The organism is Pseudomonas sp. F9001 (assembly GCF_013385435.1).
Lineage (GTDB): Bacteria > Pseudomonadota > Gammaproteobacteria > Pseudomonadales > Pseudomonadaceae > Aquipseudomonas.
Genome location: NZ_JACAPX010000032.1, coordinates 221,377 through 248,279 on the forward strand (window position 1 = coordinate 221,377; position 26,903 = coordinate 248,279).

20 protein-coding genes are annotated in these 26,903 nt (G+C 61.6%); 13 read left to right on the forward strand and 7 right to left on the reverse strand.

What is annotated here, in order from left to right; translation table 11 throughout:
• Window positions 1-5 precede the first annotated feature (5 nt).
• Window positions 6-1,340: an MFS transporter gene (locus tag HX818_RS25725; RefSeq protein ID WP_003215533.1), complete on the reverse strand. Its 1,335-nt coding sequence runs from the start codon at window positions 1,338-1,340 to the stop codon at window positions 6-8.
• Between the two features lie 254 nt (window positions 1,341-1,594).
• Here HX818_RS25725 and quiC point away from each other — a divergent pair, with 254 nt between their 5' ends.
• Window positions 1,595-3,493 (forward strand): 3-dehydroshikimate dehydratase QuiC, encoded by a 1,899-nt coding sequence (gene quiC, locus HX818_RS25730; protein ID WP_177020960.1) that lies wholly within the window; start codon window positions 1,595-1,597, stop codon window positions 3,491-3,493.
• A 71-nt stretch (window positions 3,494-3,564) separates the two neighbouring features.
• Entirely contained in the window at window positions 3,565-4,230 is a 666-nt protein-coding gene (locus HX818_RS25735) for a TetR/AcrR family transcriptional regulator (RefSeq protein ID WP_003215538.1), read from the forward strand.
• Window positions 4,231-4,352: 122 nt separating this feature from the next.
• Here HX818_RS25735 and HX818_RS25740 read toward each other — a convergent pair whose 3' ends face one another.
• Both HX818_RS25740 and aroQ read right to left on the reverse strand, forming a co-directional pair.
• The gene (locus tag HX818_RS25740) at window positions 4,353-5,219 is read right to left on the reverse strand and encodes a shikimate dehydrogenase (protein ID WP_166742179.1); all 867 of its coding nucleotides are present in this window, start codon (window positions 5,217-5,219) and stop codon (window positions 4,353-4,355) included.
• Window positions 5,216-5,656 (reverse strand): type II 3-dehydroquinate dehydratase, encoded by a 441-nt coding sequence (gene aroQ / locus HX818_RS25745; protein ID WP_087693554.1) that lies wholly within the window; start codon window positions 5,654-5,656, stop codon window positions 5,216-5,218. The genes HX818_RS25740 and aroQ overlap by 4 nt, the downstream gene beginning before the upstream one ends.
• Window positions 5,657-5,861: 205 nt before the next feature.
• On the opposite strand from aroQ, the gene HX818_RS25750 reads away from it, so the two are divergent.
• The 7 genes from HX818_RS25750 to HX818_RS25780 all read left to right on the forward strand — a co-directional run bounded on the left by HX818_RS25750 (window position 5,862) and on the right by HX818_RS25780 (window position 15,622).
• Complete coding sequence (locus tag HX818_RS25750; RefSeq protein WP_003215543.1) at window positions 5,862-6,383, forward strand: RNA polymerase sigma factor; 522 nt, start codon at window positions 5,862-5,864, stop codon at window positions 6,381-6,383.
• A gap of 63 nt (window positions 6,384-6,446) precedes the next feature.
• The gene (locus HX818_RS25755) at window positions 6,447-7,436 is read left to right on the forward strand and encodes a FecR family protein (RefSeq protein ID WP_177020961.1); all 990 of its coding nucleotides are present in this window, start codon (window positions 6,447-6,449) and stop codon (window positions 7,434-7,436) included.
• Between the two features lie 134 nt (window positions 7,437-7,570).
• On the forward strand, window positions 7,571-10,321 hold the full coding sequence (locus HX818_RS25760; RefSeq protein ID WP_102369949.1) for a TonB-dependent receptor: 2,751 nt from the start codon (window positions 7,571-7,573) through the stop codon (window positions 10,319-10,321).
• 108 nt (window positions 10,322-10,429) lie between these two features.
• Window positions 10,430-11,050, forward strand: coding sequence for a heme acquisition protein HasA (locus HX818_RS25765; RefSeq protein ID WP_003215551.1), 621 nt, complete (start codon window positions 10,430-10,432; stop codon window positions 11,048-11,050).
• Between the two features lie 176 nt (window positions 11,051-11,226).
• The gene (locus tag HX818_RS25770) at window positions 11,227-12,969 is read left to right on the forward strand and encodes a type I secretion system permease/ATPase (protein ID WP_177020962.1); all 1,743 of its coding nucleotides are present in this window, start codon (window positions 11,227-11,229) and stop codon (window positions 12,967-12,969) included.
• On the forward strand, window positions 12,966-14,297 hold the full coding sequence (locus HX818_RS25775; RefSeq protein ID WP_177020963.1) for an HlyD family type I secretion periplasmic adaptor subunit: 1,332 nt from the start codon (window positions 12,966-12,968) through the stop codon (window positions 14,295-14,297). Before HX818_RS25770 ends, HX818_RS25775 begins: the two co-directional genes overlap by 4 nt.
• Complete coding sequence (locus HX818_RS25780) at window positions 14,294-15,622, forward strand: TolC family outer membrane protein (RefSeq protein ID WP_177020964.1); 1,329 nt, start codon at window positions 14,294-14,296, stop codon at window positions 15,620-15,622. Before HX818_RS25775 ends, HX818_RS25780 begins: the two co-directional genes overlap by 4 nt.
• Window positions 15,623-15,785: 163 nt before the next feature.
• Here the strand turns inward: HX818_RS25780 and trmA are convergent, their stop codons facing one another.
• Both trmA and HX818_RS25790 read right to left on the reverse strand, forming a co-directional pair.
• Window positions 15,786-16,865, reverse strand: a complete 1,080-nt coding sequence (gene trmA, locus HX818_RS25785; RefSeq protein ID WP_177020965.1) for a tRNA (uridine(54)-C5)-methyltransferase TrmA — start codon at window positions 16,863-16,865, stop codon at window positions 15,786-15,788.
• Window positions 16,862-18,157 (reverse strand): NCS2 family permease, encoded by a 1,296-nt coding sequence (locus tag HX818_RS25790; protein ID WP_003215557.1) that lies wholly within the window; start codon window positions 18,155-18,157, stop codon window positions 16,862-16,864. The genes trmA and HX818_RS25790 overlap by 4 nt, the downstream gene beginning before the upstream one ends.
• Before the next feature lie 200 nt (window positions 18,158-18,357).
• Between HX818_RS25790 and HX818_RS25795 the strand changes: the two genes are divergently transcribed.
• The 4 genes from HX818_RS25795 (at window position 18,358) to HX818_RS25810 (ending at window position 22,607) form a co-directional block, all read left to right on the forward strand.
• Window positions 18,358-18,810, forward strand: a complete 453-nt coding sequence (locus HX818_RS25795) for a DUF4879 domain-containing protein (protein ID WP_177020966.1) — start codon at window positions 18,358-18,360, stop codon at window positions 18,808-18,810.
• A 106-nt stretch (window positions 18,811-18,916) separates the two neighbouring features.
• The gene (locus tag HX818_RS25800) at window positions 18,917-19,441 is read left to right on the forward strand and encodes a (2Fe-2S)-binding protein (RefSeq protein ID WP_008436633.1); all 525 of its coding nucleotides are present in this window, start codon (window positions 18,917-18,919) and stop codon (window positions 19,439-19,441) included.
• Window positions 19,438-20,427 carry a xanthine dehydrogenase family protein subunit M gene (locus tag HX818_RS25805; protein WP_003215563.1) on the forward strand — a complete coding sequence of 330 codons (990 nt, stop codon included), beginning with the start codon at window positions 19,438-19,440 and terminating at the stop codon, window positions 20,425-20,427. The genes HX818_RS25800 and HX818_RS25805 overlap by 4 nt, the downstream gene beginning before the upstream one ends.
• Complete coding sequence (locus tag HX818_RS25810) at window positions 20,424-22,607, forward strand: xanthine dehydrogenase family protein molybdopterin-binding subunit (RefSeq protein WP_177020967.1); 2,184 nt, start codon at window positions 20,424-20,426, stop codon at window positions 22,605-22,607. The genes HX818_RS25805 and HX818_RS25810 overlap by 4 nt, the downstream gene beginning before the upstream one ends.
• 61 nt (window positions 22,608-22,668) lie before the next feature.
• Here HX818_RS25810 and HX818_RS25815 read toward each other — a convergent pair whose 3' ends face one another.
• Entirely contained in the window at window positions 22,669-25,176 is a 2,508-nt protein-coding gene (locus HX818_RS25815; protein ID WP_256346372.1) for a membrane-targeted effector domain-containing toxin, read from the reverse strand.
• Window positions 25,177-25,319: 143 nt separating this feature from the next.
• On the reverse strand, window positions 25,320-26,558 hold the full coding sequence (locus tag HX818_RS25820) for an MFS transporter (RefSeq protein WP_177020968.1): 1,239 nt from the start codon (window positions 26,556-26,558) through the stop codon (window positions 25,320-25,322).
• Between the last annotated feature and the right edge of the window lie 345 nt (window positions 26,559-26,903).

A 26,903-nucleotide genomic window follows, 5' to 3' on the forward strand; every position in this document is an offset into this window, starting at 1 on the left:
GAAACTCAGACCTCGACGGTCGGAATCTTGCGCGGCGCCATGAAGTACATCCAGATCAGCGCGATGAAGTACATCGCCGGAATCAGGGTGAACAGCACGGTGTAGTTGTTGTTGGTCACGGTCAGGATATGGCCGACGATCTGGGTCATGAACATCCCGCCGATGGCCGCGCACATGCCGCCAAAACCAAACACCGTACTCATCATGTGCTTGGGCGTGTAGTCCATCACCAGGCTCCAGATGTTGGCGGTCCAGGCCTGGTGCGCGCCGATGGCCAGGGAAATCGCAAACACCGCGACCCACAGGTGGCTGGAGCCGGCGGCCATGATCACTCCGACGATGCAGCAGGCAAACAGCAACATCGACAGCAGCCGCGCCTTGATCGGGTTCATCCCGCGTCCGATCAGGAACGAAGACAGGATCCCGCCGCCGATGCTGCCGAAGTCCGCCGTCAGGTAAATGATGATCAGCGGGATGCCCATCTGGGTCACGTTGATGCCCAGGTTGTATTGCTGATTCAGGAACGGCGGCAGCCAGTACAGGTAGAACCAGAACACCGGCGCGGTCATCGAGTAGGCGAGGGCGAAGGCCCAGGTGCCGCGCATCCGCAGGATCCGGCTGAACGGTACGCGGGGTTGTTCCGGTTCGACTTCCTGTTGCACGTAGTCCAGTTCCGATTGCTTCACGCTTGGATGGTCTTCCGGGTTGTAGTACTTCAAGCCCCAGAGCACCAGCCAGATCCCGCCCAGTGCCGACATGCACAGGAACGCCGCCTGCCAACCCCACACGTGGAGGATCAGCGGCAGCAGCATCGGCGTCATCATCGCGCCGACGTTGGTGCCGGCGTTGAAGATCCCGGTGGCCACGGCACGCTCGCCAGCGGGGAACCACAGGCGGGTGGTCTTGACGCAGGCCGGGTAGTTGGCGGCTTCGGTCAGCCCGAGAATGAACCGGCAGACCATAAAGCCCACCGCCGAGGTGGCCAGGCCGTGGGCGCCAGTGGCCAGGCTCCACAGCAACACCGCGCAGAAGAACACGCGCTTGACGCCGACCCGGTCGATCAACCGGCCTTGCAGCACAAAGCCGATGGCGTAACCCACCTGGAACCAGAAGTTGATGTTGGCGTAGTCCATCGCCGTCCAGCTCATTTCCTTGGCCAGGATCGGTTGCATCACGCCGAGGGCGGCGCGGTCGATGTAGTTCAGGGTGGTGGCGAAAAACACCAGGGCCAGCATGCCCCAGCGGGTTTTACCGACAGCCATGGCGCCACGGATTTTGTCACCGATGCCGCTATGGGGATTGCTGTGGCCCACGGCCACGGCGGGATTTTGCGAAGGCATGAGGAAGTACCCGTTTTTTTGAAATTTTTATGGTGTGTTCAGGGTCTTGGTTAATCGAGGCCGCTCAATGGAAGCGGGGCTCAATGTGCTGTCGATGGTGCGCAGCGGCTAAAAAATCGTCAATTCGCCGATTGCCATTCTGTTCGATAATCGCCCATAAAACTAACCGGTTCGTACATTTCAATTGCTGTGATGAACCTGGCGGCCAATAATTTGCCGTAAACAAGACATGCCTCAATGCCGGGAGTCGCCCCATGCAACGCTCCATCGCCACCGTTTCCTTGAGCGGAACATTGCCGGAAAAACTCGAAGCCATCGCGGCTGCCGGGTTTGATGGCGTGGAAATCTTCGAAAACGATCTGCTGTATTACGACGGCAGTCCGCGTGAAGTTAGGCAAATGTGCGCCGACCTCGGCATTGCCATCACCTTGTTCCAGCCGTTCCGGGACTTTGAGGGCTGCCGCCGCGACCGCCTGACACGCAACCTGGAGCGGGCCGAGCGCAAGTTCGACTTGATGCAGGAGCTGGGCACCGACCTGGTGTTGGTGTGCAGTAACGCGTCAGCCGATTCCGTGGGCGATGAAAGCATTCTGCTGGATGACCTGAGCCTGCTGGCAGAACACGCTGGCCGCCGGGGCTTGCGCATCGGCTATGAAGCGCTGGCCTGGGGCCGGCACGTCAACACCTGGCAGCAGGTGTGGAACCTGGTGCGCAAGATCGATCATCCGAGCCTGGGCGTGTTGCTCGACAGCTTCCACACCCTGTCTCTCAAGGGCGACCCGAGTGCGATTGCCGAGATTCCCGGCGACAAGATTTTCTTTGTGCAGATGGCCGATGCACCGATCCTCGCGATGGATGTACTGGAATGGAGCCGGCATTTCCGCTGCTTCCCAGGCCAGGGCGAGTTCGACCTGGCGGGCTTTCTCGCCCCGATCATCAAGAGCGGCTACACCGGGCCGTTGTCCCTGGAAATCTTCAACGACGGCTTCCGCGCCGCGCCGACCCGGGCGAATGCCGCCGACGGCCTGCGCTCGCTGCTGTACCTCGAAGAGAAAACCCGCCAGCGATTGGAGCAAGAAGCGACGCAGGTCCCCGAGATCCTGTTTGAAACCCCGGCCGCCAGCGAATACGACGGCATTGAATTCCTGGAATTTGCCGTGGATGAAAACCTCGGCGCCAAGCTCACTTCATGGCTGGAGCGCCTGGGCTTCGTCAAGGCCGGGCAGCATCGATCCAAGAGCGTCAGCCTGTTGCGCCAGGGCGATATCAACCTGATCCTCAATTGCGAACCCTATTCCTTCGCCCATAACTTCTTCGAGGCCCACGGCCCGTCGTTGTGCGCCACGGCGATCCGCGTCAAGGACAGCGCCAAGGCCCTGGAGCGGGCGGTGGCCTACAAGGGCCAGCCGTATCGTGGGCTGGTCGGCCCCAATGAGCTGGAGCTGGCAGCGGTGCGCGCACCGGATGGCAGCCTGATCTACCTCGTCGATCAGAGCGAAGGCGGCCTCTACGACACCGACTTCAACCTGCAACCCGCAAGCGCTGCCAGCGGCGGCCTGCTGCGCATCGACCACATGGCCATGGCCTTGCCCGCCGACAGCCTCGACAGTTGGGTGTTGTTCTACAAAAGCTTGCTGGATTTCGAAGCCGACGACGAAGTGGTGCTGCCGGATCCCTATGGCCTGGTGAAAAGCCGGGCACTGCGCAGCCGTTGCAGCTCGATTCGCCTGCCGCTGAATATTTCCGAGAACCGCAACACCGCGATTTCCCACGCGCTGTCGAGCTATCGCGGCTCGGGCGTGCACCACATTGCCTTCGACTGCGCGGACATTTTCGCCGAGGTCAGCCGGGCCAAGGATGCGGGCGTGCCGCTGCTGGATATCCCGCTGAACTACTACGATGACCTGGCCGCGCGGTTTGATTTCGATGACGAGTTCCTCAGCCAGCTCGCGTATTACAACGTGCTGTACGACCGCGATGCCCAGGGCGGTGAACTGTTTCACGTTTATACCGAAGCGTTCGAGGGCCGGTTTTTCTTCGAGATCATCCAGCGCAAGAACGGTTACGCCGGCTACGGTGCGGCCAACGTGGCGGTGCGCCTGGCGGCCATGGCCAAGTCCCGCAGCGGTGCGGTGCGCCAGGCCAGGTTGTAAGGTGTCGGCGCTTCCTTCGGCGTGCGGCGCGGCCCATAATCAGCGCCTGCACCTAAGGCCGTGAGCGCACCATGACCCTGACCTCCGAGCTTCCCGCCGCGGCCACCGCACCGCGCAAGAGCCGCAAGAACAACCCGGAAAAGACCCGCGAGAACATTCTCCAGGAAGCCATCGTCGAGTTTGTCACCCAGGGCCTTTCCGGCGCCCGGGTGGACGCGATCGCGGAGCGTATCCAGACCTCCAAGCGCATGATCTATTACTACTTCGGCAGCAAGGAGCAGCTCTACGTCGAGGTGCTGGAGAAACTCTACGGCGACATTCGCAACACCGAGACACGGATGAACCTGACGGCCCTGGAGCCCCGGGAAGCGATCCGCCGGCTGGTGGAATTCACCTTTGATCACCACGATCAGAACGTGGATTTTGTGCGCATCGTGAGCATCGAGAACATCCACAACGCCGAGTATGTAAAGCAGTCGACGTCGATCAAGGCGATGAACAGCAACATCCTCGAAGCCCTTGGCACCACGTTGCGCCGGGGCGCCGAGTTGGGGTTGTTCCGGGAAGGGCTGGAGCCGCTGGACGTGCACCTGCTGATCAACTCGTTCAGTTTTTACCGGGTGTCGAACCGCCACACCTTCAGCGAGATCTTTCAGATCGAGTTGTCGGATGAGGCGGTCAAGCAGCGGCATCGGGCGATGATCTGCGAGTCGGTGTTGCGCTACCTGCAGGCTTGAGTTCAACACCGAGCAAAATGTGGGAGCGGGCTTGCTCGCGAAGGCGGAGTGTCAGTCGCCGGATGTTTGGCTGATCCACCGCATTCGCGAGCAAGCCCGCTCCCACATTTCTAATCCGGTTTCTACAGTTGGGTGGTCATGCTCTGGAAGTGCGCGAGCATGCGCTCTGCATCCGCCACTTCGCCAGTGAACAACTCAAACGCCTTCACCGCCTGAAACACCGCCATGTTGCCGCCATCCAGCGTGCGGCAACCCAAGGCGCGGGCGTTGCGCAGCAGTTCGGTTTCCAGTGGGAAGTAGACGATCTCCGCTACCCACAAGTCGGCGCGCAAGGTGCCCAACGGCACGGGCATGCCCGGCAGCTTGGCCATGCCCATCGGCGTGGTATTCACCAGGCCATCGGCCTCGGCCATGGCGCTTTCCAGGTCATTGCCGGCCTGCGCCCGGCCGGTACCAAAATGCTGGTTGAGGTTGTTCGCCAGGCTGCGGGCACGTTCGGCGTCCATGTCGAAAATACTCAAGCGTTCCACGCCTTCACCCAGCAGCGCATGGGCGACTGCCGCCCCGGCGCCGCCCGCGCCCATCTGCACCACGAACTTTCGAGCCACATCACTCAAGCCCCGGCGAAAGCCTTCGGCAAAGCCCAGGCAGTCGGTGTTGTGGCCGATGCGTTTACCGTCGCAAAGCACCACGGTGTTCACCGCGCCGATGCCCCGTGCTTCGGGTGACAGGTCATCCAGCAGCGGCAGGATCGCCTGCTTGCACGGGTAGGTGATGTTCAAGCCGGTGAAGTTCATCTGTTCGGCCGCCATCAACAGGTCGGGCAGGGCGCGGGTATCCACCTGTAGCCGGTCGAGGTCGATCAGGCGATAGAGGTAACGCAGGCCCTGGGCATCGCCTTCATGCTCATGCAGGGCCGGGGTGCGGGAAGCCTGAATGCCGGCGCCGATCAGGCCGGCCAGAATTCGACGTTTGGACACCGCGCTCATCCCTTCAAGGTCTTGCTGAAATGTTCGAGGGCGAGGTGATAACCGTGGCTGCCAAACCCGGCCAGCACCGCCTTGGCAATCGGCGACACGAACGAGTGATGACGGAACGCTTCCCGGGCATGCACGTTGGACAAATGCACTTCGATCACCGGTACTTCACTGGCCACCAGTGCGTCGCGGATCGCCACTGAAGTGTGGGTCCAGGCTGCCGGGTTAATCACGATGCCGGCGCAACGGGCGCGGGCGCCGTGGATCCAGTCCAGCAATTCGCCTTCGTGGTTGGTCTGGCGGAATTCGACTTTCAGGCCCAGTTGCTCGGCGCTGCGGCCACACAGGGCAGCAAGGTCGGCCAGGGTTTCATGGCCATAAGTGGCAGGCTCGCGAGTGCCGAGCAGGTTGAGGTTGGGGCCGTTGAGCACCAGCACGATGGGCGGCATAGAGGGTTCTCCACTGTTGTTTTTATGTATGTCAATAAAATGTACTGAATGGTTAATTTGGTCAATCGCGTGGGTGGGAACCGTTCGATTACCGAACGCTGAATGAAAACCACCGTTGTGTGGATCAGAGTTGATATCAATTGAAAATCATTCTCGACAACGCTTAAGATGCCCGCCTGTTTCCTTAACATTCCAGGGAGTCGGTTTGTCGGACGTGGATCTCAAAGGCCTGTTTCTCAAGCACGCCGATACCCTGCGCGGGTATCTCGCACGCAAGGTACGGGACCCGCAGTTGGCCGCAGACCTGGTGCAGGAGAGTTTCCTGCGCCTGGCGCAAAAGCCGGCCGGCGAGCGCATCGACAACTCCCAGGGCTATCTCTATCGCACGGCCGGCAATCTGCTGATCGACCATATCCGCCAGGAGGCGCGGCGCAAGACCGACTCCGTGCCCCATGAGGCGCTGGCCGAGATTGAAGATGAAATGGCCGGGTTGGAGGCTCAGGCGATGGCGCAGCAACAGCGGCAGGCATTGAAGCAGGCACTGGCGGAATTGCCGGAGCGTACCCGGCAGATTTTCCGTCTCAACCGGATCGAGGGCATGACCCATGCCCAGGTCGCGCGCCACCTGGGCATTTCCGACAGCTCAGTGCAAAAGCACCTGGCCAAGGCGCTGGCGTATGTCATGCAGCGTTTGCAGGAAGGTGAGGCGGGGCCGTCCGACGAATGAATTACCGACAAATCTGGGGTCAGACGTCACAGCGTTATATAACGAAAAATTCGAGATTCACACGTGAATAGCCCGGGTCCGCAACAGCACAGCATTACCGAGGCGGCTGCCGATTGGGCGGTGCGCCTGCACGCCGGCGCCCTGACTGATCAGGAGCAGGCCGAGCTGCGCCAATGGATCGCCAGAGACAGCCGCCATGAAGCGGCGCTGCGTTTTGCCGAGCAGACGTGGGCGGCGCTGGGCGAGGTGCATCGCGATGAGACGGTGCATCGCCAGCGGCCGCCCGCTACCGCTGCGCCGGTGCGCGGCCCTCGTCGGCGCAGGCCGTGGCGCATGGCGGCGAGTGTTGCGCTGTTGCTGGTGGTGGCGGGCGTCGGCTGGGTGCGCGGGCCTGAGGCGCTGCTGCAGATGCAGGCCGATTACTTCACCCAAAAAGGCGAAGTGCGCACCGTGCACCTGGCGGACGGCAGCAGCGTGCAACTGGATTCTGCGAGTGCGATCAAGCTGGAGTTTGACGGTGTGCAGCGGCGCATCAGCCTGATCAAAGGCTCGGCGATCTTTGATGTGGCGCCCATGGCCGGTGAGGAAAAAAGACCGTTCGTGGTGCACAGCGCCAGCGGGCAAACCCGTGCCCTGGGCACGCGGTTTGTGGTCGAGCGTGAGGACGACCGGCAGGCCTGGGTCGGAGTGTTGCAGCACAGTGTGGCCGTCACGCTGCAGGCGCTGCCGCAGAAAGAAACGGTGCTCAAGGAAGGCCAGGCTGCGCGCTACAGCCCGGAGAACGGCGTGGTCGCCCTCGACGACTTCGACCTGGAGCGCGCCACCAGTTGGCGTCGCGGTGTGCTGATCTTCGACCGCTTGCCGCTGGCCAAGGTCATCGAACAGCTCAACCGCTACCGGCCGGGCAAGGTGGTGCTGACCAATGCCGACCTCGGCACCCGTGAAGTCAGCGGCGTGTTCCGCCTCGATATGCTCGACACGGCCCTCGGCACCCTGACCGAAGAATTACAGGTGCAGCGCTTTGATCTGGCGGGGCTGAGCCTGATCTATTGATGGGGTCGCCGGGCCCCGTTTACGCCCTTTGAAAAAACTTTCAAAAAAACCTTACTGAGTTCCGACGCCTGACACGTCCTGTTAAGTGAGAAGTATTCGCATAAACAAGAATGGTCAGCGAAGGGATAACGTCGATGTCTGCAATCACCAAGGGGCGCAACACCGGTAGCCGGTTGGCCCTTGCCATCCACCTGGGGCTGTTAGCCTCCGCCTGCCAGGTGCAGGCCGCCGAGGCGCCAGTCGGTGAATCACAGCCTGTCACGTTGACGTTTGATATTGCGGCGCAACCCTTGGGCCTTGCCGTACTGACGTTCGCCGACCAGGCCGGGTTGCAAGTGTTGTTCGACAGCGCGCGCCTGCAAGGCCTCACCAGCACCGCGCTCAAGGGCCGTTACAGCGCCCAGGAAGGCCTCGGCCGATTGGTGGGCAGTGCACCGGTGGAATACCGCTTTACCGGGGACCGGCAGGTGACGCTGACTCGCGTCGGCGCCGACCATGACGGTGCGCTGACCGTGGGCACCACCACCATCACCGGCAACACCAACGGCAAGCCAAGCGACTGGGTGTACGACACACCGCGCTCGGTGGCCGTGATCAGTCGCGAGCAGATCGACAAACGCCCACCACGCCACGCCGCCGACATGCTCGAAGAAACCGCCGGCGTGTACACCGCCGTCAACCAGCGTGACCCGGGCTTGTCGGTGAACATCCGCGGCGTGCAGGACTACGGCCGGGTCAACATGAACATCGACGGCATGCGCCAGAACTTCAACGTCAACGGCCACCAGCAGCGCAACGGCACGATGTTGATCGACCCGGAATTCATCTCCAGCATCGAAATCGACAAGGGCAGCCAGTCCGGGCAGGGCGGTGCTGCCGTGTTGGGCGGGATTGCATCCTTCAAGACCCTGGAGGCCAGTGAGTTCCTGGCCGATGGCAAGGACTATGGCGGGCGTCTGCGTGCCGGTAGCGGGATTGGTGAACTGGGTAACGGCACCTATTTCAACGGCAGCGGTGTGTTTGCCTTTGGCGACGAGCGCGGCGACGTGCTGCTGGGGTACAGCGAACGGCATTTTGGCGACTACCGCGCCGGTACCCACAACGACCAGAAACTGGGCACTCATTTGCGCGCTCGTGACTCCCAGCCTGCGGCCTTCGACGATTGGCTGAACAGTGAGGTCGGTGACACCGGCAGCGTGACTCGCTCGCAAATCGTCAAGTTCGGCCTGAACCTGCCCAATGACCAACGGGTGCAACTGAGCTACCTGGAAAGTGACAGCGACAGCAATGACGCGTGGGCCTACACCGCCCCGGATAACCAGAGCGTGTACTACCAGCGCGTCAGCAAGAACAACCTCAATGCCAGGAACGTCGGACTGGATTATCGCTACACGCCGGATAACCCGCTGATCGATTTCAAGGCCAAGGTCTACTACGTCACCACACAGATGGACCGGGACAATGCGCCCAACACCGCGTCGCTGACCTCCGGCAACTATGTGGCGGGCTACACGGATCATTTTCAGACCGATACCTGGGGTGTACAGGGCGACAACACATCGCGGTTCGACTTCGATGCGTTGGGTCATGTGAGTTGGAACTACGGCGTGGAGGTGTATCAAGACAAGTTCAAGCCCAGTACCAACAAGGTCGAGGCCACCAACCTTTCCGGCCTGTTGCCTTACGTTGAAGGCGGGACGCCCGGTGGCAAACGCACCATCGCCAGCCTGTTCAACAACCTGCAGTACGAATATGGCGACTGGCTGACGCTGGATGCGGGCTTGCGGTACGACCGCTATCGGCTGGAAGGGGTCACCGGGATGACGCTGTACCGGCGCGATCGGTTCTACAGCAGCACGGTAGGTGCCAAGCGTGTCGAGGAGGTTTTCGACATTGATAGAGAAGAGGGCCAGTTCTCTCCCACGTTCGGTATCGGCATAAAGCCGGGGCTGGACTGGATGCAACTCTACGCCCGCTGGGGCAAGGGCTGGCGCCCGCCGGCGGTAACGGAAACCTTCATGACCGGGCGTCCTCACGGTGGCAGCTCATCAGAGCGGGTGTTTCCCAACCCGTTCCTGAAACCCGAAGAGTCGCGGGACTGGGAAATGGGCGTGAACGTATTCAAAGAGGGACTGCTGTTCGGTGACGACCGCCTGGGCATGAAGGTGGCTTACTTCGATACCCGGATCGAGAACTTCTCTTTCCTCAATCACAGCGTCAGTTTGCCGGAGACCTCCGTCGGCGGTTTTCTCGGCACGATGGCGTACGTCAATAACACCAACCCCACGCGCTTTCGGGGGGTGGAGTACCAGCTCAACTACGACATGGGGCGGGCGTACGCCAACCTTAGTTACACCCACATGATCGGCAGTAATGAGTTCTGCTCGAAGAACTATTACATGGGCGGGGCGAAGAAGAACGGGCCGTCCACCACACGCTATGAACGCTACACCCGGCCAAACGGCACGACCGGCCTGCGCCCGGTGACCACGTATGAGGTGCTGGACGACGATGTCGCCAACAACAAGGAAAGCTGTGGCCGGATCATGGGCAACGCCACCTATATGCCGGCTGATCGCGGCTCGCTGACCCTGGGCGCGCGCTTCCTGGAAAAGCGACTCGATATGGGCGTCCGCGTGCGCTACAGCTCAGGCAATGGCGAGAACCTCGACTCACAAGGTTATGACTTCATCGACCAGGCGCTATGGCCCCAGTACACCCTCTATGACCTGTACGCCAGCTACTGGATGACCGACCAATTGAACATCGCCCTGGCGCTGGAAAACGCCACCGATGAGGCCTACTTCGTTGCGATGGGGGACGCCAATAACCTGAGCCTGGCGCGCGGGCGAACGTTGAGCGGGATGCTCGAATACAAGTTCTGATCAAGGTGCCACGGCACTTTATCAACCAACGGTTTTGCCCAAGGGTGGGCAAAAAGTGCGCTGTATGAGCGTGCTGATCAATCGTGTTGTTTATAACGAGGTTAAGTGATGACTATTTCTGTTAGTTACGAAGCTGCGCTCGGTGCTTACTCCGTCTCGGACTACCTGACCGACTGGGCACTGGGGTTCAACACTGCGGGTCACGGCAGCAGCAACACCGGTGGCTTCAGCAACGGCTCCCTGAGCGGCGACCAGTATTCGACCCACGGCGCCAACAATTCCGACTACGCGTTCATTGCCGACAGCAACACCAGCAACGGCCTGCACTACGTATTCAACCCGGCGCTGCCAGCCAGCCACAACGAAAACCACTACCTGTGGGGCAACCTGGATAACGTTCAACTGGGCACCGGCCTGGGCGGCGGCAATGGCAGCGACTTCACCCTCGATGCGTTCAAAGTGGCTTTCAACGGCCTTGACTTGAGCGCGGCACAAGGTGCAGGCCGCGTCGGCAACGACGTTCAGAACGTGATCTACAGCCTGATGCAAGGCAACACCTCGGCACTGGAAACCGTGCTCAACAACCTGCTGGACGACTTCGGCCTGTCCACCGCCAACACCTTCGACGAGATCTCGGCCGGCCTGGCAGCACACGCTACGGCAACCACCACCGACGTCGCCCTGGTAGGCGTGCAGGACGTTGCACAGGACTGGGCACTCGCTGCCTGATGTGGCTGTGCAATGAAAAAAGCGAATGGAAGATCGCTCTCCCATTCGCTGCGTAAACCCCGTCGTCGCCGTGAGTTTCGAAGGCCAGGGCGACGGCGGTGACAAATTCTGCGCAGCGGCGCGCGGCGTGTCAAACGCGGGCGGCGCTTCCCGATTTCCCCCATGAGACTCCCTCGATGCGCCATGCCGGCAACGAAACCCTGGCCGCTCTCACGGCCTATAAAAGTGGCTTCCTCAACATTGGCCTGTTTTCGGCAGTGATCAACCTGTTGATGCTGGCTCCGGCGCTGTACATGTTGCAGGTCTACGACCGGGTGCTGGCCTCCGGCAACTCGATGACCCTGTTGATGCTGACGCTGATGATCCTTGGCTTGTTCGGCTTGATGGGCGCGCTGGAGTGGGTGCGCAGCCAGGTGGTGATCCGTCTTGGCACACAGATGGACATGCGCCTGAACCAGCGGGTGTACGACGCCGCGTTCGAGGCGCAACTCAAGGGCGGTACCCAGGCGGCCGGGCAGGCGTTGAGCGACCTGACGACCTTGCGCCAGTTCGCCACCGGCCAGGCGCTGTTCGCATTTTTTGATGCGCCGTGGTTTCCGGTGTACTTGCTGGTGATCTTCCTGTTCCACCCCTGGCTCGGCGTCCTGGCGCTGGCCGGTGCGCTGATGCTGATGGCGCTGGCGTGGGCCAACCAGCACATCTGCCAGGCACCGTTGACTCAGGCCAATCAGCTGTCGATCAGCGCCAGCCAGCAGGCCACGGCCAACCTGCGCAATGCCGAAGCCATCGAAGCCATGGGCATGCTGGCAACCCTGCGTGCGCGCTGGTTTGCCCAGCACCAGGCGTTTCTGGCGGCGCAGAACCTGGCCAGTGAAAAGACCGCTGCCATCAGTGCCTGGTCCAAGGGCGTACGCCTGGCGTTGCAGTCATTGGTCCTCGGTCTGGGTGCATTGCTGGCGGTGCAGGGGGCGATTACGCCGGGCATGATGATCGCCGGCTCGATCCTGATGGGGCGGGTACTGAGCCCTATCGACCAACTGATCGGCGTGTGGAAACAGTGGAGTTCGGCGCGCCTGGCCTATGACCGTTTGACCCTGATGCTGGCGGCCAACCCGGCGCGCACCGAGCGCATGAGCTTGCCGGCGCCCAGCGGCCAGTTGACGGTCGAGCAGGTAAGCGCGTGTGCGCCTGGCAGTCGTCGGCCTGCATTGGCCAACCTCGGGTTCAGCCTGCCTGCCGGTGACGTGCTGGGCGTGATCGGGCCTTCCGGTTGCGGCAAGTCGACCCTGGCGCGGTTGCTGGTGGGGGCCTGGGCGCCCTTGGCCGGCAAGGTGCGGCTCGACGGCGCGGACCTGGCGCAATGGGACAAGCAGCAACTCGGCCCGCACATTGGGTATCTGCCCCAGGACATCCAGCTGTTCGCCGGCAGCATTGCCGACAACATCGCGCGTTTCGACACCGTGGATTCGGACAAGGTGCTCGCTGCCGCGCAAATGGCCGGCGTGCATCAACTGATCCTGCAGTTGCCCCAAGGCTACGACACCCAACTGGGGGAGGGCGGTGCCGGGTTGTCCGGCGGGCAGAAGCAACGTGTCGCGCTGGCGCGAGCGCTGTACGGCGTGCCTGCGCTGATCGTACTGGATGAGCCCAATTCCAATCTCGATGAGGCCGGCGAGCAGGCCTTGCTCCATGCCATCACCTTGCTCAAGGCGCAGCGTCGCACGCTGGTGCTGATCACCCACAAGACCCCTGTGCTGGCGTTGACGGACCAATTACTGATTCTGCGGGACGGCCAGTTGCAGGCGTTCGGGCCCACGGCGCGGGTGCTGGAGGCCACGCAGAAACCGGCGACCGCGCCGCCCAAACCGGTGTCGGCGATGAGCATGAGCTACCGCCTCGGTGAAGGAAAAAAAGCATGAGCCGACCTGTGCTTGTGACGGACAACAGCGTGCCGCCGGTGAACAACGTGCTGGCGCTGGACGATAAAAAATACGCGCGCCTGGGCTGGTTGCTGGTGCTCGGCGGGTTTGCCGGGTTCCTGGGCTGGGCCGCGCTGGCACCGTTGGACAAGGGCGTGGCGGTGTCCGGCAAGGTCATGGTGTCGGGGCACCGCAAGACGGTGCAGCACCCCGCGGGCGGGATCGTCGAGCGGATCGAGGTGCGCGATGGCGAGGTGGTAAGCGCCGGCCAGGTATTGATCCGCCTGAAGGAGACCCCGTTGCGCGGGCAGATGCAGTCTTTGCGCAGCCAGTTCATTGCGTCCCGGGCCAGCGAAGCGCGCTTGAGTGCCGAGAGCGAAGGCTTGTCGGCCATCGTCTTCGGCCCCGAACTGCTGAACGAGCCTGAGGCCGCCGCCACCTTGAGCCTGCAACGGCAACTGTTCAGCAGTCGCGCCCAGGCCCTGGCCACGGAGCAGCAAGGCCTGCGGGAAACCATCGCCGGGGCCGAGGCACAATTGCGCGGCACCCGGGAATCCCAGGCCAGCAAAGTGCTGCAACGCACCGCGATGAATGAACAACTGCAAGGCCTGCGCGAGCTGGCGCGGGACGGCTACATTCCGCGCAATCGGCTGCTGGAAAATGAACGGCTGTATGCCCAGCTCGACGGTGCGATTGCCGAGGATTTCGGCCGCATCGGCCAGTTGCAACGGCAAGTCCTCGAACTGCGCCTGCGCATCCGCCAGCTCGGCGAAGACTTCCAGAAAGACCTGCGCGGCCAACTGGCCGAAACCCGCACCCGCAGCGACGACTTGCGCAACCGGTTGGCCTCGGCCGAATTCGAACTGGCCAACAGCCTGGTGCGCGCGCCGGCGGCTGGCGTGGTGGTGGGGCTGGAGGTGTACACCGAAGGCGGCGTGATCAAGCCCGGCCAGGCGCTGATGGACATCGTGCCCCAGGGCGAACCACTGCTGGTGGAAGCGCGGGTGCCGGTGCAGATGGTCGACAAGGTGCACCCGGGCTTGCCGGTGGAGTTGCTGTTCTCGGCGTTCAACCAGAGCACCACCCCACGCATTGCCGGTGAAGTGACGCTGGTGTCGGCCGACCGCCAGGTCGACGAGCGCACCGATGAGCCGTATTACACCTTGCGCGCCCAGGTCAGTGCAGCTGGCATGCGCCAGCTCGACGGCTTGCAGATTCGCCCGGGCATGCCGGTGGAAGCGTTCGTCAAAACCGGTGAGCGCTCGATGCTCAACTACCTGTTCAAACCCTTGATGGATCGGACTCACATGGCGTTGGTGGAAGAATGAAGGCGCTGTTATTCGGTCTGTGTTGTGCCTGCAGTGGATCGGTTCAGGCGCTGGGATTGCTCGACGCCTATGACTTGGCCCTGCGCAACGATCCGACGTTTCAGGCGGCAATCCAGGAGCGCGAGGCCGGCGAGGAAAACCGCATCATCGGCCGCGCCGGGCTGTTGCCGAACCTGTCCTGGAGCTACAACAACTCGCGCAATGAGTCCGAAGTCACCCAGTCGACGGCGGTGGGCAACGTCACCAGCGACCGCGATTACCGCAGCTATGCCTCGACCCTGACCCTGCAACAACCGCTGCTCGATTACGAAGCCTATGCGCGCTATCGCCAGGGTGCAGCGCAGGCGCTGTTTGCCGATGAACGCTTTCGCAGCAAGAGCCAGGAACTGGCCGTGCGGGTGTTGAGCGCCTACAGCCAGGCGTTGCTGGCCCAGGAGCGGATCGAGCTGAGCCGCGCCCAGAAACGCGCGTATGCCGAGCGCCTGCAACTCAATGAACGGCTGCTCAAGGGCGGCGAGGGCACCCGCACCGATGTGCTGGAAACCCAGGCACGCCTGAGCCTGGCCCAGGCCGAAGAGATCGAATCCCTGGACACCCAGGACGCAGCCTTGCGCGAGCTGGAAGCGATTGTGGGCCAGCCGTTGCAGATAGACGAGTTGGCGCCGCTGACTCGCCAGTTCGAGATCCCGCCGCTGGAGCCCAACCGTTTCGAGACCTGGCGGGAAATGGCGATGGCCAACAACCCGGAGCTCAAATCCCAGCACCACGCGCTGGACGTCGCCGAATACGAAGTGGAGCGCAAGCGCGCCGGGCACATGCCCAAGGTCAGCCTGTATGCGAGCAGTCGCCAGACCAGCTCGGATTCGGAAAGCAGCTACAACCAGAAGTACGACACCAACAGCGTCGGCATCCAGGTCAGCCTGCCGCTGTTCGCCGGTGGCTCGGTGTCGGCGTCAACCCGTCAGGCCGCCAATCAACTGTCCCAGGCCCAATATGAACTGGACGCGCAGACCGCCAGGACGCTGATCGAACTGCGCAAGCAATTCAACCTCAACACCAGCGGCGCGGCCAAAGTGCGGGCGTATGAAATGGCGGTCAGCTCGGCCACCGCCCTGGTGACGGCGACGAAGAAAAGCGTGACCGGTGGCGAGCGCGTCAACCTCGATGTGCTGGATGCCGAGCAGCAACTGTTCACGGCACGCCGCGACCTGGCGGATGCGCGGCATGCGTATCTGCTGGCGCGGATACAACTGAAGTATTTTGCAGGGTTGCTCAACGAGCAGGATCTGCGGGCGTTGGCGGGATATTTCCAGCCATCGGCATGATGGCTATATCGGCTAACACACCGATCCACTGTGGGAGCTGTCGAGCCTTGGCGAGGCTGCGATGGCGGCGGGACTGATGACATTTTTCTGTCTGACCCACCGCCATCGCGGCCTCGCTAAAGCTCGACGGCTCCCACATTTTGATCTTTGCAGTGCTGGGGATTTAACGCCGGGTCAGTAACACACCCGATTCCATATGGTGCGTCCACGGGAACTGGTCAAACATCGCGCACTGGGTAATCCGGTGCGTGTCATGCAGTTGCGCAATGTTCGCCGCCAACGTCTCCGGGTTGCAGGAGATGTACAGGATGTTTTCGAAGCGCCGGGTCAGCTCGCAGGTGTCCGGGTCCATGCCGGCACGCGGCGGGTCGACGAACACGCTGCCGAACTCGTAGCTCTTGAGGTCGATGCCGTGCAGGCGGCGGAACGGCCGCACTTCATTCAAGGCCTCGGTCAGCTCTTCGGCAGACAAACGCACCAGGGTGACGTTATCCACCGCGTTTTCATCGAGGTTGCTCAGTGCCGCGTTCACCGAAGTCTTGCTGATCTCGGTGGCCAGCACTTTGCGCACGCGAGTGGCCAGGGGCAGGGTGAAGTTGCCGTTGCCGCAGTACAGCTCCAGCAAGTCGTCACTGCGATCGCCCAGGGCTTCGAATGCCCAGTTGAGCATCTTCTGGTTCACCGTGCCGTTGGGCTGGGTGAACGCGCCTTCAGGCTGGCGATAGCTGAAGGTGCGACCGCCGACGTCGAGTTTCTCGACCACGTAATCGCGGCCGATCACATCGCGCTTGCCCTTGGAGCGGCCGATGATGCTGACGTTCAGGTCCGCCGCCAGCTTGTTCGCCGCCGTATGCCAATGCTCATCCAGCGGGCGGTGATAGCACAGGGTAATCATCGCGTCGCCGGCCAGAGTGGTGAGGAACTCCACCTGGAACAGCTTGTGGCTCAGGGCGGCGCTGGCTTGCCAGGCGGCCTTGAGTTGCGGCATCAACTGGTTGATGCGCAGGCTGGCAATCGGAAACTCTTCAATGAGGATCGGTGTGCGCTTGTCCTCCTGGGAGAACATTGCGTAGTGGCGGTGACCCTCTTCGCGCCACAGGCGGAACTCCGCCCGCAGGCGGAAGTTCTGCAACGGCGAGTCGAAAACCTGAGGCTCTGGCGCGTCGAACGGCGCCAGCAGGTCACGCAGGCGCGTGACCTTTTCTTCCAGTTGAACGGTGTAGCTTGCGGCGTCAAAAGTCATGCGTTGAACCAGCCCAGCTTGATCACAAACAGAATCGACAGGATCACCAGCGCCGGGTTCAGCTCACGGTAGCGGCCCGAAAGCAGCTTGATGGCGGTCCAGGCGATGAAACCGAAGGCAATGCCGTTGGCGATGGAATAAGTGAATGGCATCGCCAGGGCGGTGATCACCACCGGTGCGGCGACGGTGATGTCGTCCCAGTCGATTTCGGCCAGGCCCGAGGTCATCAGTACGGCCACGAACAGCAGCGCCGGTGCGGTGGCGAAGGCCGGAACGCTGGCCGCCAGTGGCGAGAAGAACAGCGCCAGCAGGAACAGGATCGCGACCACGACGGCGGTCAAACCGGTACGGCCACCGGCGCTCACGCCTGCCGCCGATTCGATGTAGCTGGTGGTGGTCGAGGTGCCCAGCAGCGAGCCGGCCATGGCCGCCGTACTGTCAGCGATCAGCGCACGGCCCATTTTCGGCATGTGGCCGTCCTTGCCCATGAGACCCGCGCGCTTGGCCACGCCGATCAGGGTGCCGGAGTTGTCGAACAGGTCGACGAACAGGAAGGCGAAAATCACGCTCACCAGGCCGATGTCCAGGGCGCCCTTGATGTCCAGTTGCAGGAAGGTCGGGGCCAGCGAAGGTGGCATCGACATCACGCCGCCGAACGGGGTGAAGCCCAGCACGATGGAGGCGATGGTCACCACCAGGATGCCGATCAATACCGCGCCGCGCACTTTCAGGGCTTCCAGCGCAACGATCAGCGCGAAGCCGAGGGTGGCGAGGATCGGCGCGGGTTGTTTCAGGTCGCCCAGGCCCACCATGGTGGCCGGGTTGCTGACCACGATGCCGGCGTTGTGCAGGGCGATCAGCGCCAGGAACAGGCCGATACCCGCCGCAATCGCCGAGCGCAGGGGCAGCGGGATGCTGTTGATGATCCATTCGCGGATGCGGAAGATCGACAGCAGGAAGAACAGCACTGCCGAGATGAACACCGCGCCCAGCGCCACTTGCCAGGTGTGGCCCATGTGCAGGACCACGGTGTAGGTGAAGAATGCGTTGAGGCCCATGCCCGGTGCCAGGGCAATCGGGTAGTTGGCGATCAGGCCCATCACGGTGGAACCGATGGCCGCCGCCAGGCAGGTCGCAACAAAGACCGCGCCCTTGTCCATGCCGGTCTCGCCGAGAATGCTCGGGTTGACGAACAGGATGTAGGCCATGGCCAGGAAGGTGGTGACGCCCGCGAGAATCTCGGTGCGCACATTCGTGTTGTGTGCCTTGAGTTGAAACAGCTTTTCCAGCATGCCTGCTCCCTGTGACGCTATCTTGCGTCGTTATTTGTTGACCTCTAAGTCAAAGCACAAACTGCGCCAAGCGCCTGTGGTTCCAGAGAGGATCGGAAAAAGCGGCGCATCATACCAGCAGCCGAGGGCCAGTGGCGCATAGGCTTGATCATGGCCTTGAGGCATACTGCGCCGACGTTTATTACAGGGTCATCGACAGCATGAAAAAAGCCAGCGCCTGGAGTCTAGCTCTGTTCGGTTGCATCGGCCTGTGGCTCGGTGCGGCACCGGCGTGGGGCGCGCCTGCACCGGCGTTGAGCGAGGTGCGGGTATTCAAGGTTCAGTCGGCCAAGTGCACTGAAACCATTCCCGAGCGGGCCGACAGCACCCAGATGTGCACGCACCGGGGGCAGACACTGGTGTACGTGATGGAAGTCGGCCTGGGCAACAGCCCACAGGCATTTTTCGACGGCGCGTCGGTGCCCCGTATCAGCACCACCGCCGTCTGCCAGGTGGGTTCCATCAGCCAGCCATGCAGCGGCGCGGGAACGTTGATGGGCTACATCTATACGTTCCAGCTGGATAATGTCGAAGCCGGCGGCACGTTCCAGTACAGCAACACCTCGATCAACCCACCGCGCAACCAGTTGGTCACCACCCTCGGCATTCGCTGATCGCCACCCATCAATTGCCTTGAACGCTCATAAACTCCGGAAGTCGGACCGCTAAGACGGCGACTTTTCTGAACGCCGCGATTGCACACCAATCCGTGAGGTGTTTATGAGCGCAACTCCCAATGGCGCGGCGGCCAAGCCGTTCGTCAGTCATCCGATACGCCTGACCCTCAATCGGGACCCCATCCAACTGGATGTATTGCCCTGGACCACCCTGCTGGACCTGCTGCGCGAGCAACTGGACCTGACGGGCACCAAGAAGGGCTGCGACCACGGCCAGTGCGGCGCCTGCACCGTGTTGCTCAACGGTAAGCGGGTGAACGCCTGCCTGACCCTGGCGGTGATGTGTGACGGTGCCGATTTGACCACCATCGAAGGCCTGGCCTCGGGCGAAGACCTGCACCCGATGCAACAGGCCTTTATCAAGCACGATGCCTTCCAGTGTGGCTACTGCACGCCGGGGCAAATCTGCTCGGCGGTGGGCCTGGCCCGTGAAGGCCGTGCCCACGACACCGCGCAGATCCAGGAACTGATGAGCGGCAACCTTTGCCGCTGCGGCGCCTACAACAACATCCGCGATGCCATCGAAGAAGCCTTGCCGGCGTGCCGCGTGCAGGGAGGTGAGCAATGAATCCCTTCCATTACAGCAAGCCGGCCGACGTGCAGGAGGCGGTGCACCTGGTCAGCCCGGCGTCGCGGTTTATCGCCGGTGGCACCAATCTGCTGGACCTGATGAAAGAGAACATCAGCCGCCCGGAGCACCTGATTGATATCACCGGGCTGCCACTTCGCGACGTAGAAGAAACTCCCGAGGGCGGCTTGATGATCGGTGCCCTGGTGAGCAACGCCGACCTGGCCTGGCACCCGCTGATCGAGGAACGGTACCCGCTGCTGTCCCAGGCCATCCTCGCCGGCGCCTCGCCGCAATTGCGCAATATGGCCAGTACCGGCGGCAACCTGCTGCAACGCACCCGTTGCTACTACTTCTATGACGCCGCCGTGCCCTGCAATAAACGCGAGCCCGGCAGTGGCTGCCCGGCGCGGGTCGGTTTGAACCGCATCCACGCGATCCTCGGCGCCAGCGACCAGTGCGTCGCCACCCATCCTTCGGACATGTGCGTGGCCCTGGCCGCCCTGGATGCGCGGGTGCATGTGCAGGGCCGGGGTGGTGCGCGGGTCATCGAGTTCGCCGACTTTCACCGGCTGCCGGGCGATGCGCCCCAGCGGGATAACCAGTTGGCCGACGACGAACTGATCACCGCCATCGAGTTGCCTGCCGACCACCTGGCTGCCCACAGTCACTATCTGAAAATCCGTGACCGGGCTTCCTACGCCTTCGCCCTGATATCCGTCGCGGCGGCGCTGGAGTTGGATGGCGATGTGATCGTCGACGCTCGCCTGGCCCTGGGCGGCGTCGCCCACAAGCCATGGCGTGATCGCGCGGTGGAAGCCGCGCTGATTGGCCAGTCCGTCAGCCGCGAAACTTTCAGCACTGCCGCCGAAACCCTGCTGCTGGACGCCGAGCCGCTGGAGCACAACGGCTTCAAGATCAAACTGGCACGCCGCGCGATCATTCGCGCCCTGAGCGATGCCGCTGTTGCAGGAGCCACGTCATGAGCGCAATCGGCAAACCGTTGGACCGGGTCGACGGTCTGCTCAAGGTCACCGGGCAAGCGCGCTATGCCGGTGAGTTTCCCGAGGATGGCTTGCTGCACGGCAGCGTGGTGTCGAGCAACATCGCCAAGGGCCGGGTCATCCGCATTGATGCGTCCCAAGCCCTGGCGCTGCCCGGCGTGGTGATGGTGCTTGATCACCTCAACCGCCCGAAACTGGCCAGCTACGACGACAGCTACGCCGATGCCGATGCTGCCGACGGCTCGCCGTTTCGCCCGCTGTACAACGACCGCGTGCTCTACAGCGGCCAGCCGTTGGCATTGGTGATTGCCGACAACCTGGAGCTGGCGCGCCACGCCGGTTCCCTGGTGCAGATCGAATACGCCGCCGAGCCTGCCGAGACCGATCTGCTGGCCTTGCAGGAGCAGGCGCACCCGTCGCCGCAAACACCGCCCAAGCCGCGCGGCAACTTCCAGGCCGAATGGACCGGCGCCGCCACGAGCCTGGACCTGCACTACAGCACGCCCATCGAACACCATAACCCCATGGAACCCCACGCCAGCACCGTGCTGTATCAGCCGGACGGCACCCTGCATATCCACGACAAGACCCAGGGCCCGCAGAACTGCCAGGCCTATGTGCAGAAAGTCTTCGGCCTGGATAAAAGCCAGGTGCGGATCTTCGCCGCGTTCGTCGGCGGCGCCTTTGGTTCCGGTCTGCGCCCGCAGTACCAGTTGCCGCTGGCAGTGATGGCATCGCTGGCCCTGAAGCGTTCGGTGCGCGTCACCCTCACGCGCCAGCAGATGTTCACCTTCGGTTATCGCCCGCGCACCTTGCAGCGCCTGCAACTGGGTGCTGCCGCCAATGGCCGCTTGCTTGCCCTGGGCCACACCGCCATCGGCCAGACCTCGCGCTTCGAGGACTTCAGCGAACACGTGGTGGAATGGAGCGGCATGCTCTATTGCTGCGATAACGTGCTGCTGACCTACAAGCTGGTGCCGCTGGACGTGTTCACACCGCTGGACATGCGCGCTCCCGGCGCAGCGCTGGGGGTGATCGGCCTGGAATGCGCCATGGATGAACTGGCCTGCGCCCTGGGCATCGACCCGGTGCAATTGCGGCTGATCAACTATGCCGAGCGCAATCAGAACGAAGACAAGCCCTGGTCCAGCAAAGCGTTGCGCGAATGCTACAGCGAAGGTGCCGAGCGTTTTGGCTGGAGCCAGCGCAACCCGGAGCCGCGAAGCATGCGCGATGGTCGCCAACTGGTTGGTTGGGGCATGGCCGGCGGGGTGTGGGAGGCCCTGCAAATGAAAGCCAGCGCCAAGGCGCGGATCGACCACCTGGGCAAGCTCACGGTCAGCAGCGCCACCACCGATATCGGCACCGGCACTTACACGGTCATGGCGCAGATCGCCGCCCAGGCCAGCGGCGTGCCGGTAGGCGATGTGACGTTCCTGCTGGGGGATTCATCGCTGCCGACGGCGCCATTGCAGGGCGGCTCGTTTACCGTGTCGTCGGTGGGCAGTGCGGTGCAACAGGCCTGTGAAGCGTTGAACGCCAAGCTGTTGGACATTGCGCGCAAGACGTACCCGGCGTTCAAGGACGCTGAGTCGGCGCGGTTTGAGAATGGCCAGCTGCACGCCGGTGACCAGCGCATCTCCCTGGCGCAATTGGTGCAAGACAGCGGCGAGCAGGCGCTGGAAGTGCAGGTGGATTGCGAGCCGGGCAAACAGCGCGAAGGCTATGCCTCTGCCACGCATTCGGCGGTGTTTGTCGAAGTGCGGGTGGATGAGGACCTGGGCACCATCAAGGTCAGTCGGGTGGTCAGTGCGATTGCGGCCGGGCGGGTGGTCAATCCGAAGATGGCCCGCAGCCAGATTCTCGGCGGGGTGGTCTGGGGCATCGGCATGGCGTTGCATGAGGAGACCCAGGTCGATCACGCATTGGGTCGCTCCATGAACCACAGCCTGGCCGAATACCACATTCCGGTAAACGCGGATATCGGCGAGATTGATGTGCTGTTTGTCGAAGAACACGACGAGATCGTCAACGCCCTTGGGTCCAAGGGCGTCGGCGAGATCGGGATAGTCGGGGTGGCGGCGGCGGTGGCCAACGCGGTGTATCACGCCACCGGCAAGCGGGTGCGGGACTTTCCCGTCACCCTCGACAAGGTGCTCTAGCACTCACTTCGGATGGAGTGTGCGCCACTACCCTTGCCCGGCGGAATTACAACCCCAGGCTTTATAGCTCCATGTAGATTTCTGTATTGTCTCGCGATTGAATGACCGAGGGCCCTTTGTTGGGGGGCGCTGTATCCACGGAAACCCCCGTTGAACCGGTCAATTCAGAAATCCCGCGAACAGGCGGTTCGCCGTCATAGGTGAACACATGGTCGCTGCCAACGCGGGCGACCCACTTTGCCTGGGGGTTTGCGGCCTGATCGCTCTCGATCATTTTGGCCGCATAGTAGTTCATGTTTTTAAGGCGCGTCGATTTAGGCTCTACAGAGGGCACATCAATCGCTTTCACGCGAATGCCATGTGCCCGCATTTTTATCAAAAGCTCTCGGTTGGTGTAGTTACCATGCCCGCTGTGGGCTCGGTCAATTAATTTCAAGTTTGCTCTTAATGGCGCAGAAAACTCACCCGTTTCGTAAAAATGATCCAGATCGGGTTGAAGCGAATGATCGAAGCCCTCCGAGTACAGAGTTTTGACCTGGTTATTCTGCAGTTCGCCGGCATTATCAATAAGCAGGCGCAGCCCGGCAGATTGGGAATGATCCTCCCCAACAATCATGCCGTCTGATTTTTTGTAGACTGTGTCGATAACCTTTGGCGCGGTCGCGTCGTGGGGTAGTTCTGGGTGAACCGGACGATCCTTGGTTTTGGCTTTTTTATGATAGCTGTCGGCGTCTTTTTTCAACTGTTTATCTATTTTTTCGCGCGTCTTTGAAGATGAAGGTTCTCCTTTCGCCGGATAGTCATAAGCACCGGGGTCAAAGGGTTTAGTCGTGGAGCTTGCCGATTGCCATGGCCACTTTATGCCCCCTGGCCCATTGATCGGTTCCCAGGCGCCGTCCCCAGTGGAGTGGACGGTTATTACAGGTTTCCTGGTAATGGGGTCGATAACGTTGACATAGCCGTCACTGAGTTTGAATTTGCCGTCGATCTCATACACATGGCTGATATTCTCCGCATCGCTCATCCGTATGAACCACCGATCTGCGCCTTCTGGGCCTTTGACTTGATATATGCCTTTGGCGTTGGCGTGGGCCCCCGAGATCAATTGTTCACCCTGCGCCGCGGCGTGGCTGGTGATGTCGGACCATTGAGATGGGCGCAGACGATTTACCTCGGGGTCAGCGCGATCCGCAGGCGTTGCTGGATCTTGCTCGGTGCCACTCGGACCAGAGTTCTCACCTGGATTTTTGAAAGGCTCTGCAGGCTTGGCATCAGGCGCAGGGGGGGTGTATTGATTGGTCTTGCCGTAAGGCTCACGGGGGGCGAGTGGTCCTGGCAGGTTTTTCCTGGCAGGACTTTCCGGTTTCAGTGCAAGCCCATCGGCCAGATCTCTTTTCTCCTGATCGCTCATTGGCTCATTTCGAAGGGCTTTCGCCAATAACGCGGAGAGCGACCTGGCCTGGCCATAGTAAGGGACAAATCCTTGGGCGGTGTCACCGACGCTATGTAATACGGAGTCCATGGTCGGTTTATCGACGCCGAACACCTTGCCGATCTGATTATTCTTGTTCAGATCCAGCAGTAGTGCGCTGAAGGGGTTGTCCAGGTACCGGTCTATAGTGTCCGCGGTGTTTTTATTCACGCCTAGCTGTAGCAAAACGTCCTTGACCCCGTAAAAGGGGTGCTCAAGGTGATTGAGAAGCTCATCGTAGAGCCCCCTGATATCGTTCGCGCCTACATTACTGGCGGCTTCATTCAAAACCTTTTTTTTGAATGCTTGCTCTGTTATCGCAATAAGTGGCTTGTGGGTGTTCAAGCCATCCTTAACAAAATAGAAGTTGTTCTGTTTATCTTTGCCCAGAAAGTTTCCGTAGGCGTCATATTCAAAAAAGACCGTTCCACCGTCAGGTCGTTGCCCAGAGTAAAGCGTCCTGCCCTCGGGCGACGTGCGCTCCTCTTTAAGATGCGTCAAACCGTTAACAGCAGCCGGTGGCGCAGACGTTTCCTTATCCAGGCGCGCGAAAATATCGCCGCCCTCATTGGCATAAGGCCCGACAATGGCATTGATATCGTTGTCTTTGTAGCGCGTCATCGTATCGACGACGTGTGCTTTTTTTGCAGAGCTTCCACCCTCTGCGAAGTGCTGGCTGAATATTTCCAGTTGCTTGGGGTCATTGGCCAGTGTCTTTAACCATCGATTCATGTCTTCGACTGTATTGAAGGCATGAAACGAGCTCCCTTCTTTTTCTGGAATAAAAAGTACGACGTTGGGGGCGTTGGACACGGGGGGGGTACGTTGTATAAAAACGATGTCCTTGGCTTGGATACCGTCGACAGCGAACGTCTTGACTTGGACGTTGGGCAGCCCCTTTTTGCCCGGCCACATCACCGCGTCAGCCATTTGATTAACTTCAGGACTCATGCGCCCGGTATTCAGCTCGTTTGCCAATCGCTCCGTGAACCGATCCTTGCTGGTTTGGAGGGTATAGCTGTCATTGGGGACATCCCAGGATGCGCTCTGCGAAAGAGTGGGCGGGGTTGTCCGAATAGATGTGCCAGCAACGGTCATTTTGATTCTCTGTCAAGATTAAAGGTTTACGGTGTCGCGGGAGTTTTCCCGCGACGTCGTAACCCTTGAGTGATTCTGACGTAAGAAATCGTTCCATCTCGCCTGATACACACCGACGCAACAGGCGGGCCCCCCTTGCCGGCTTATGCCCTGGCCTGTTCCACCGGCACATGCATGCGGTCGCGGTTGGCCAGGGTCGGGAACAGTTTGATCCAGACCCCGGTCACCACCAGCGTGCCGATGCCGCCCATGACCACGGCGGGCACGGTGCCGAACCAGTGGGCGGTGATCCCGGACTCGAACTCGCCCAACTGATTCGACGCGCCGATAAACAGCCCGTTGACCGCGCTCACCCGGCCGCGCATTTCGTCCGGGGTTTCCAGTTGCACGAACGAGGCGCGGATCACCATGCTGATCATGTCCGCTGCGCCCAATACCACCAGCACCGCCAGGGAGAACCAGAACGAGGTCGACAGGCCGAACGCGATGGTGGCTACGCCAAACACCCCGACCGCCGTAAACATGATCCGCCCCACATGCCGGTCGACGGCAAACCGCGCCAGCCACAACGACATCAACAACGCCCCGACCGCTGGTGCCGAGCGCAGCAGCCCAAGGCCCCACGGCCCGGTCAGCAAAATGTCCTTGGCAAACACCGGCAGCAAGGCCGTGGCGCCGCCCAGCAATACGGCGAACAGGTCCAGGGAAATCGCGCCGAGGATATCCGGCCGACTGCGGATAAAACGAATCCCGGCCAGCAACGAATCCATGGTCGCCTTGGCCTTGTTCAGCGGCGTCTGGCGCGCGGGCAGGTTGAGGGTCAACACGCAGGCGATCAGGTACAGCACCACCGTGGGGCCGTACACCCAGACACTGCCGAAGGCGTATAACAAACCGCCCAACGCTGGCGCCACGATGGTGGCCAGTTGCTGTGCCGACTGCGACGACGCCACCGCGCGGGGGAACAGTGCCGTGGGCACGATGCTCGGCAGCAGGGCCTGGGTGGTGGGCATTTCAAACGAGCGGGCTGCGCCCAGCAGGAATGCCAGGATAAAAATCATCTCGCGGGTGACATTGCCGGTCAGTCCGCCGATTGCCAGGGATAGCGCGATCAACGCTTGAACGGTCTGGCAGATGGCTGCGACCTTGCGCCGTTCATAGCGGTCGGCCACATGGCCGGTGTGCAGCATGAACAGTACCCGCGGTACGAACTCCACCAGGCCGACCAAACCCAGGTCCAGCACGTTGCCGGTCAGTTGGTAGAGGTTCCAGCCGATGGCCACGGTGAGCATCTGGAAACCGCTGGCGGTAAAGATCCGCGCCAGCCAGAACGCGATGAAAGGGTGGTGGTGACGTAACAGCAGCGCGGGTTCACTGGGCATCGGGGAGACGGGTCTGGGTGGGGGAACGGTGAGGTTATCACCAACTTGTAACCAATAGTTGCGTGGTGGGTTGGGGGGTATGAGATATGTTCAGTCTGGCTGAGTACATATCCGTTTCTTCGGTAACGGCCACTTATGGTTCCGCTCTTACAGCGGGTCACTTTTGGCAAACGCCCCAAAAGTAACCAAAAGGTCTTTGCCCCACCACTCGGTGCCTCGCCTAGGCTCGGCATGCCCGCACTCCGGCCCGGTTCCGCGGGCCGCCGCGACGGGCCATCCATGGCCCGGCGCGGCTAAATCGGCATCCTTGCCGGTTTACCCGCTCCACCGTGCCTACTTGCGGCC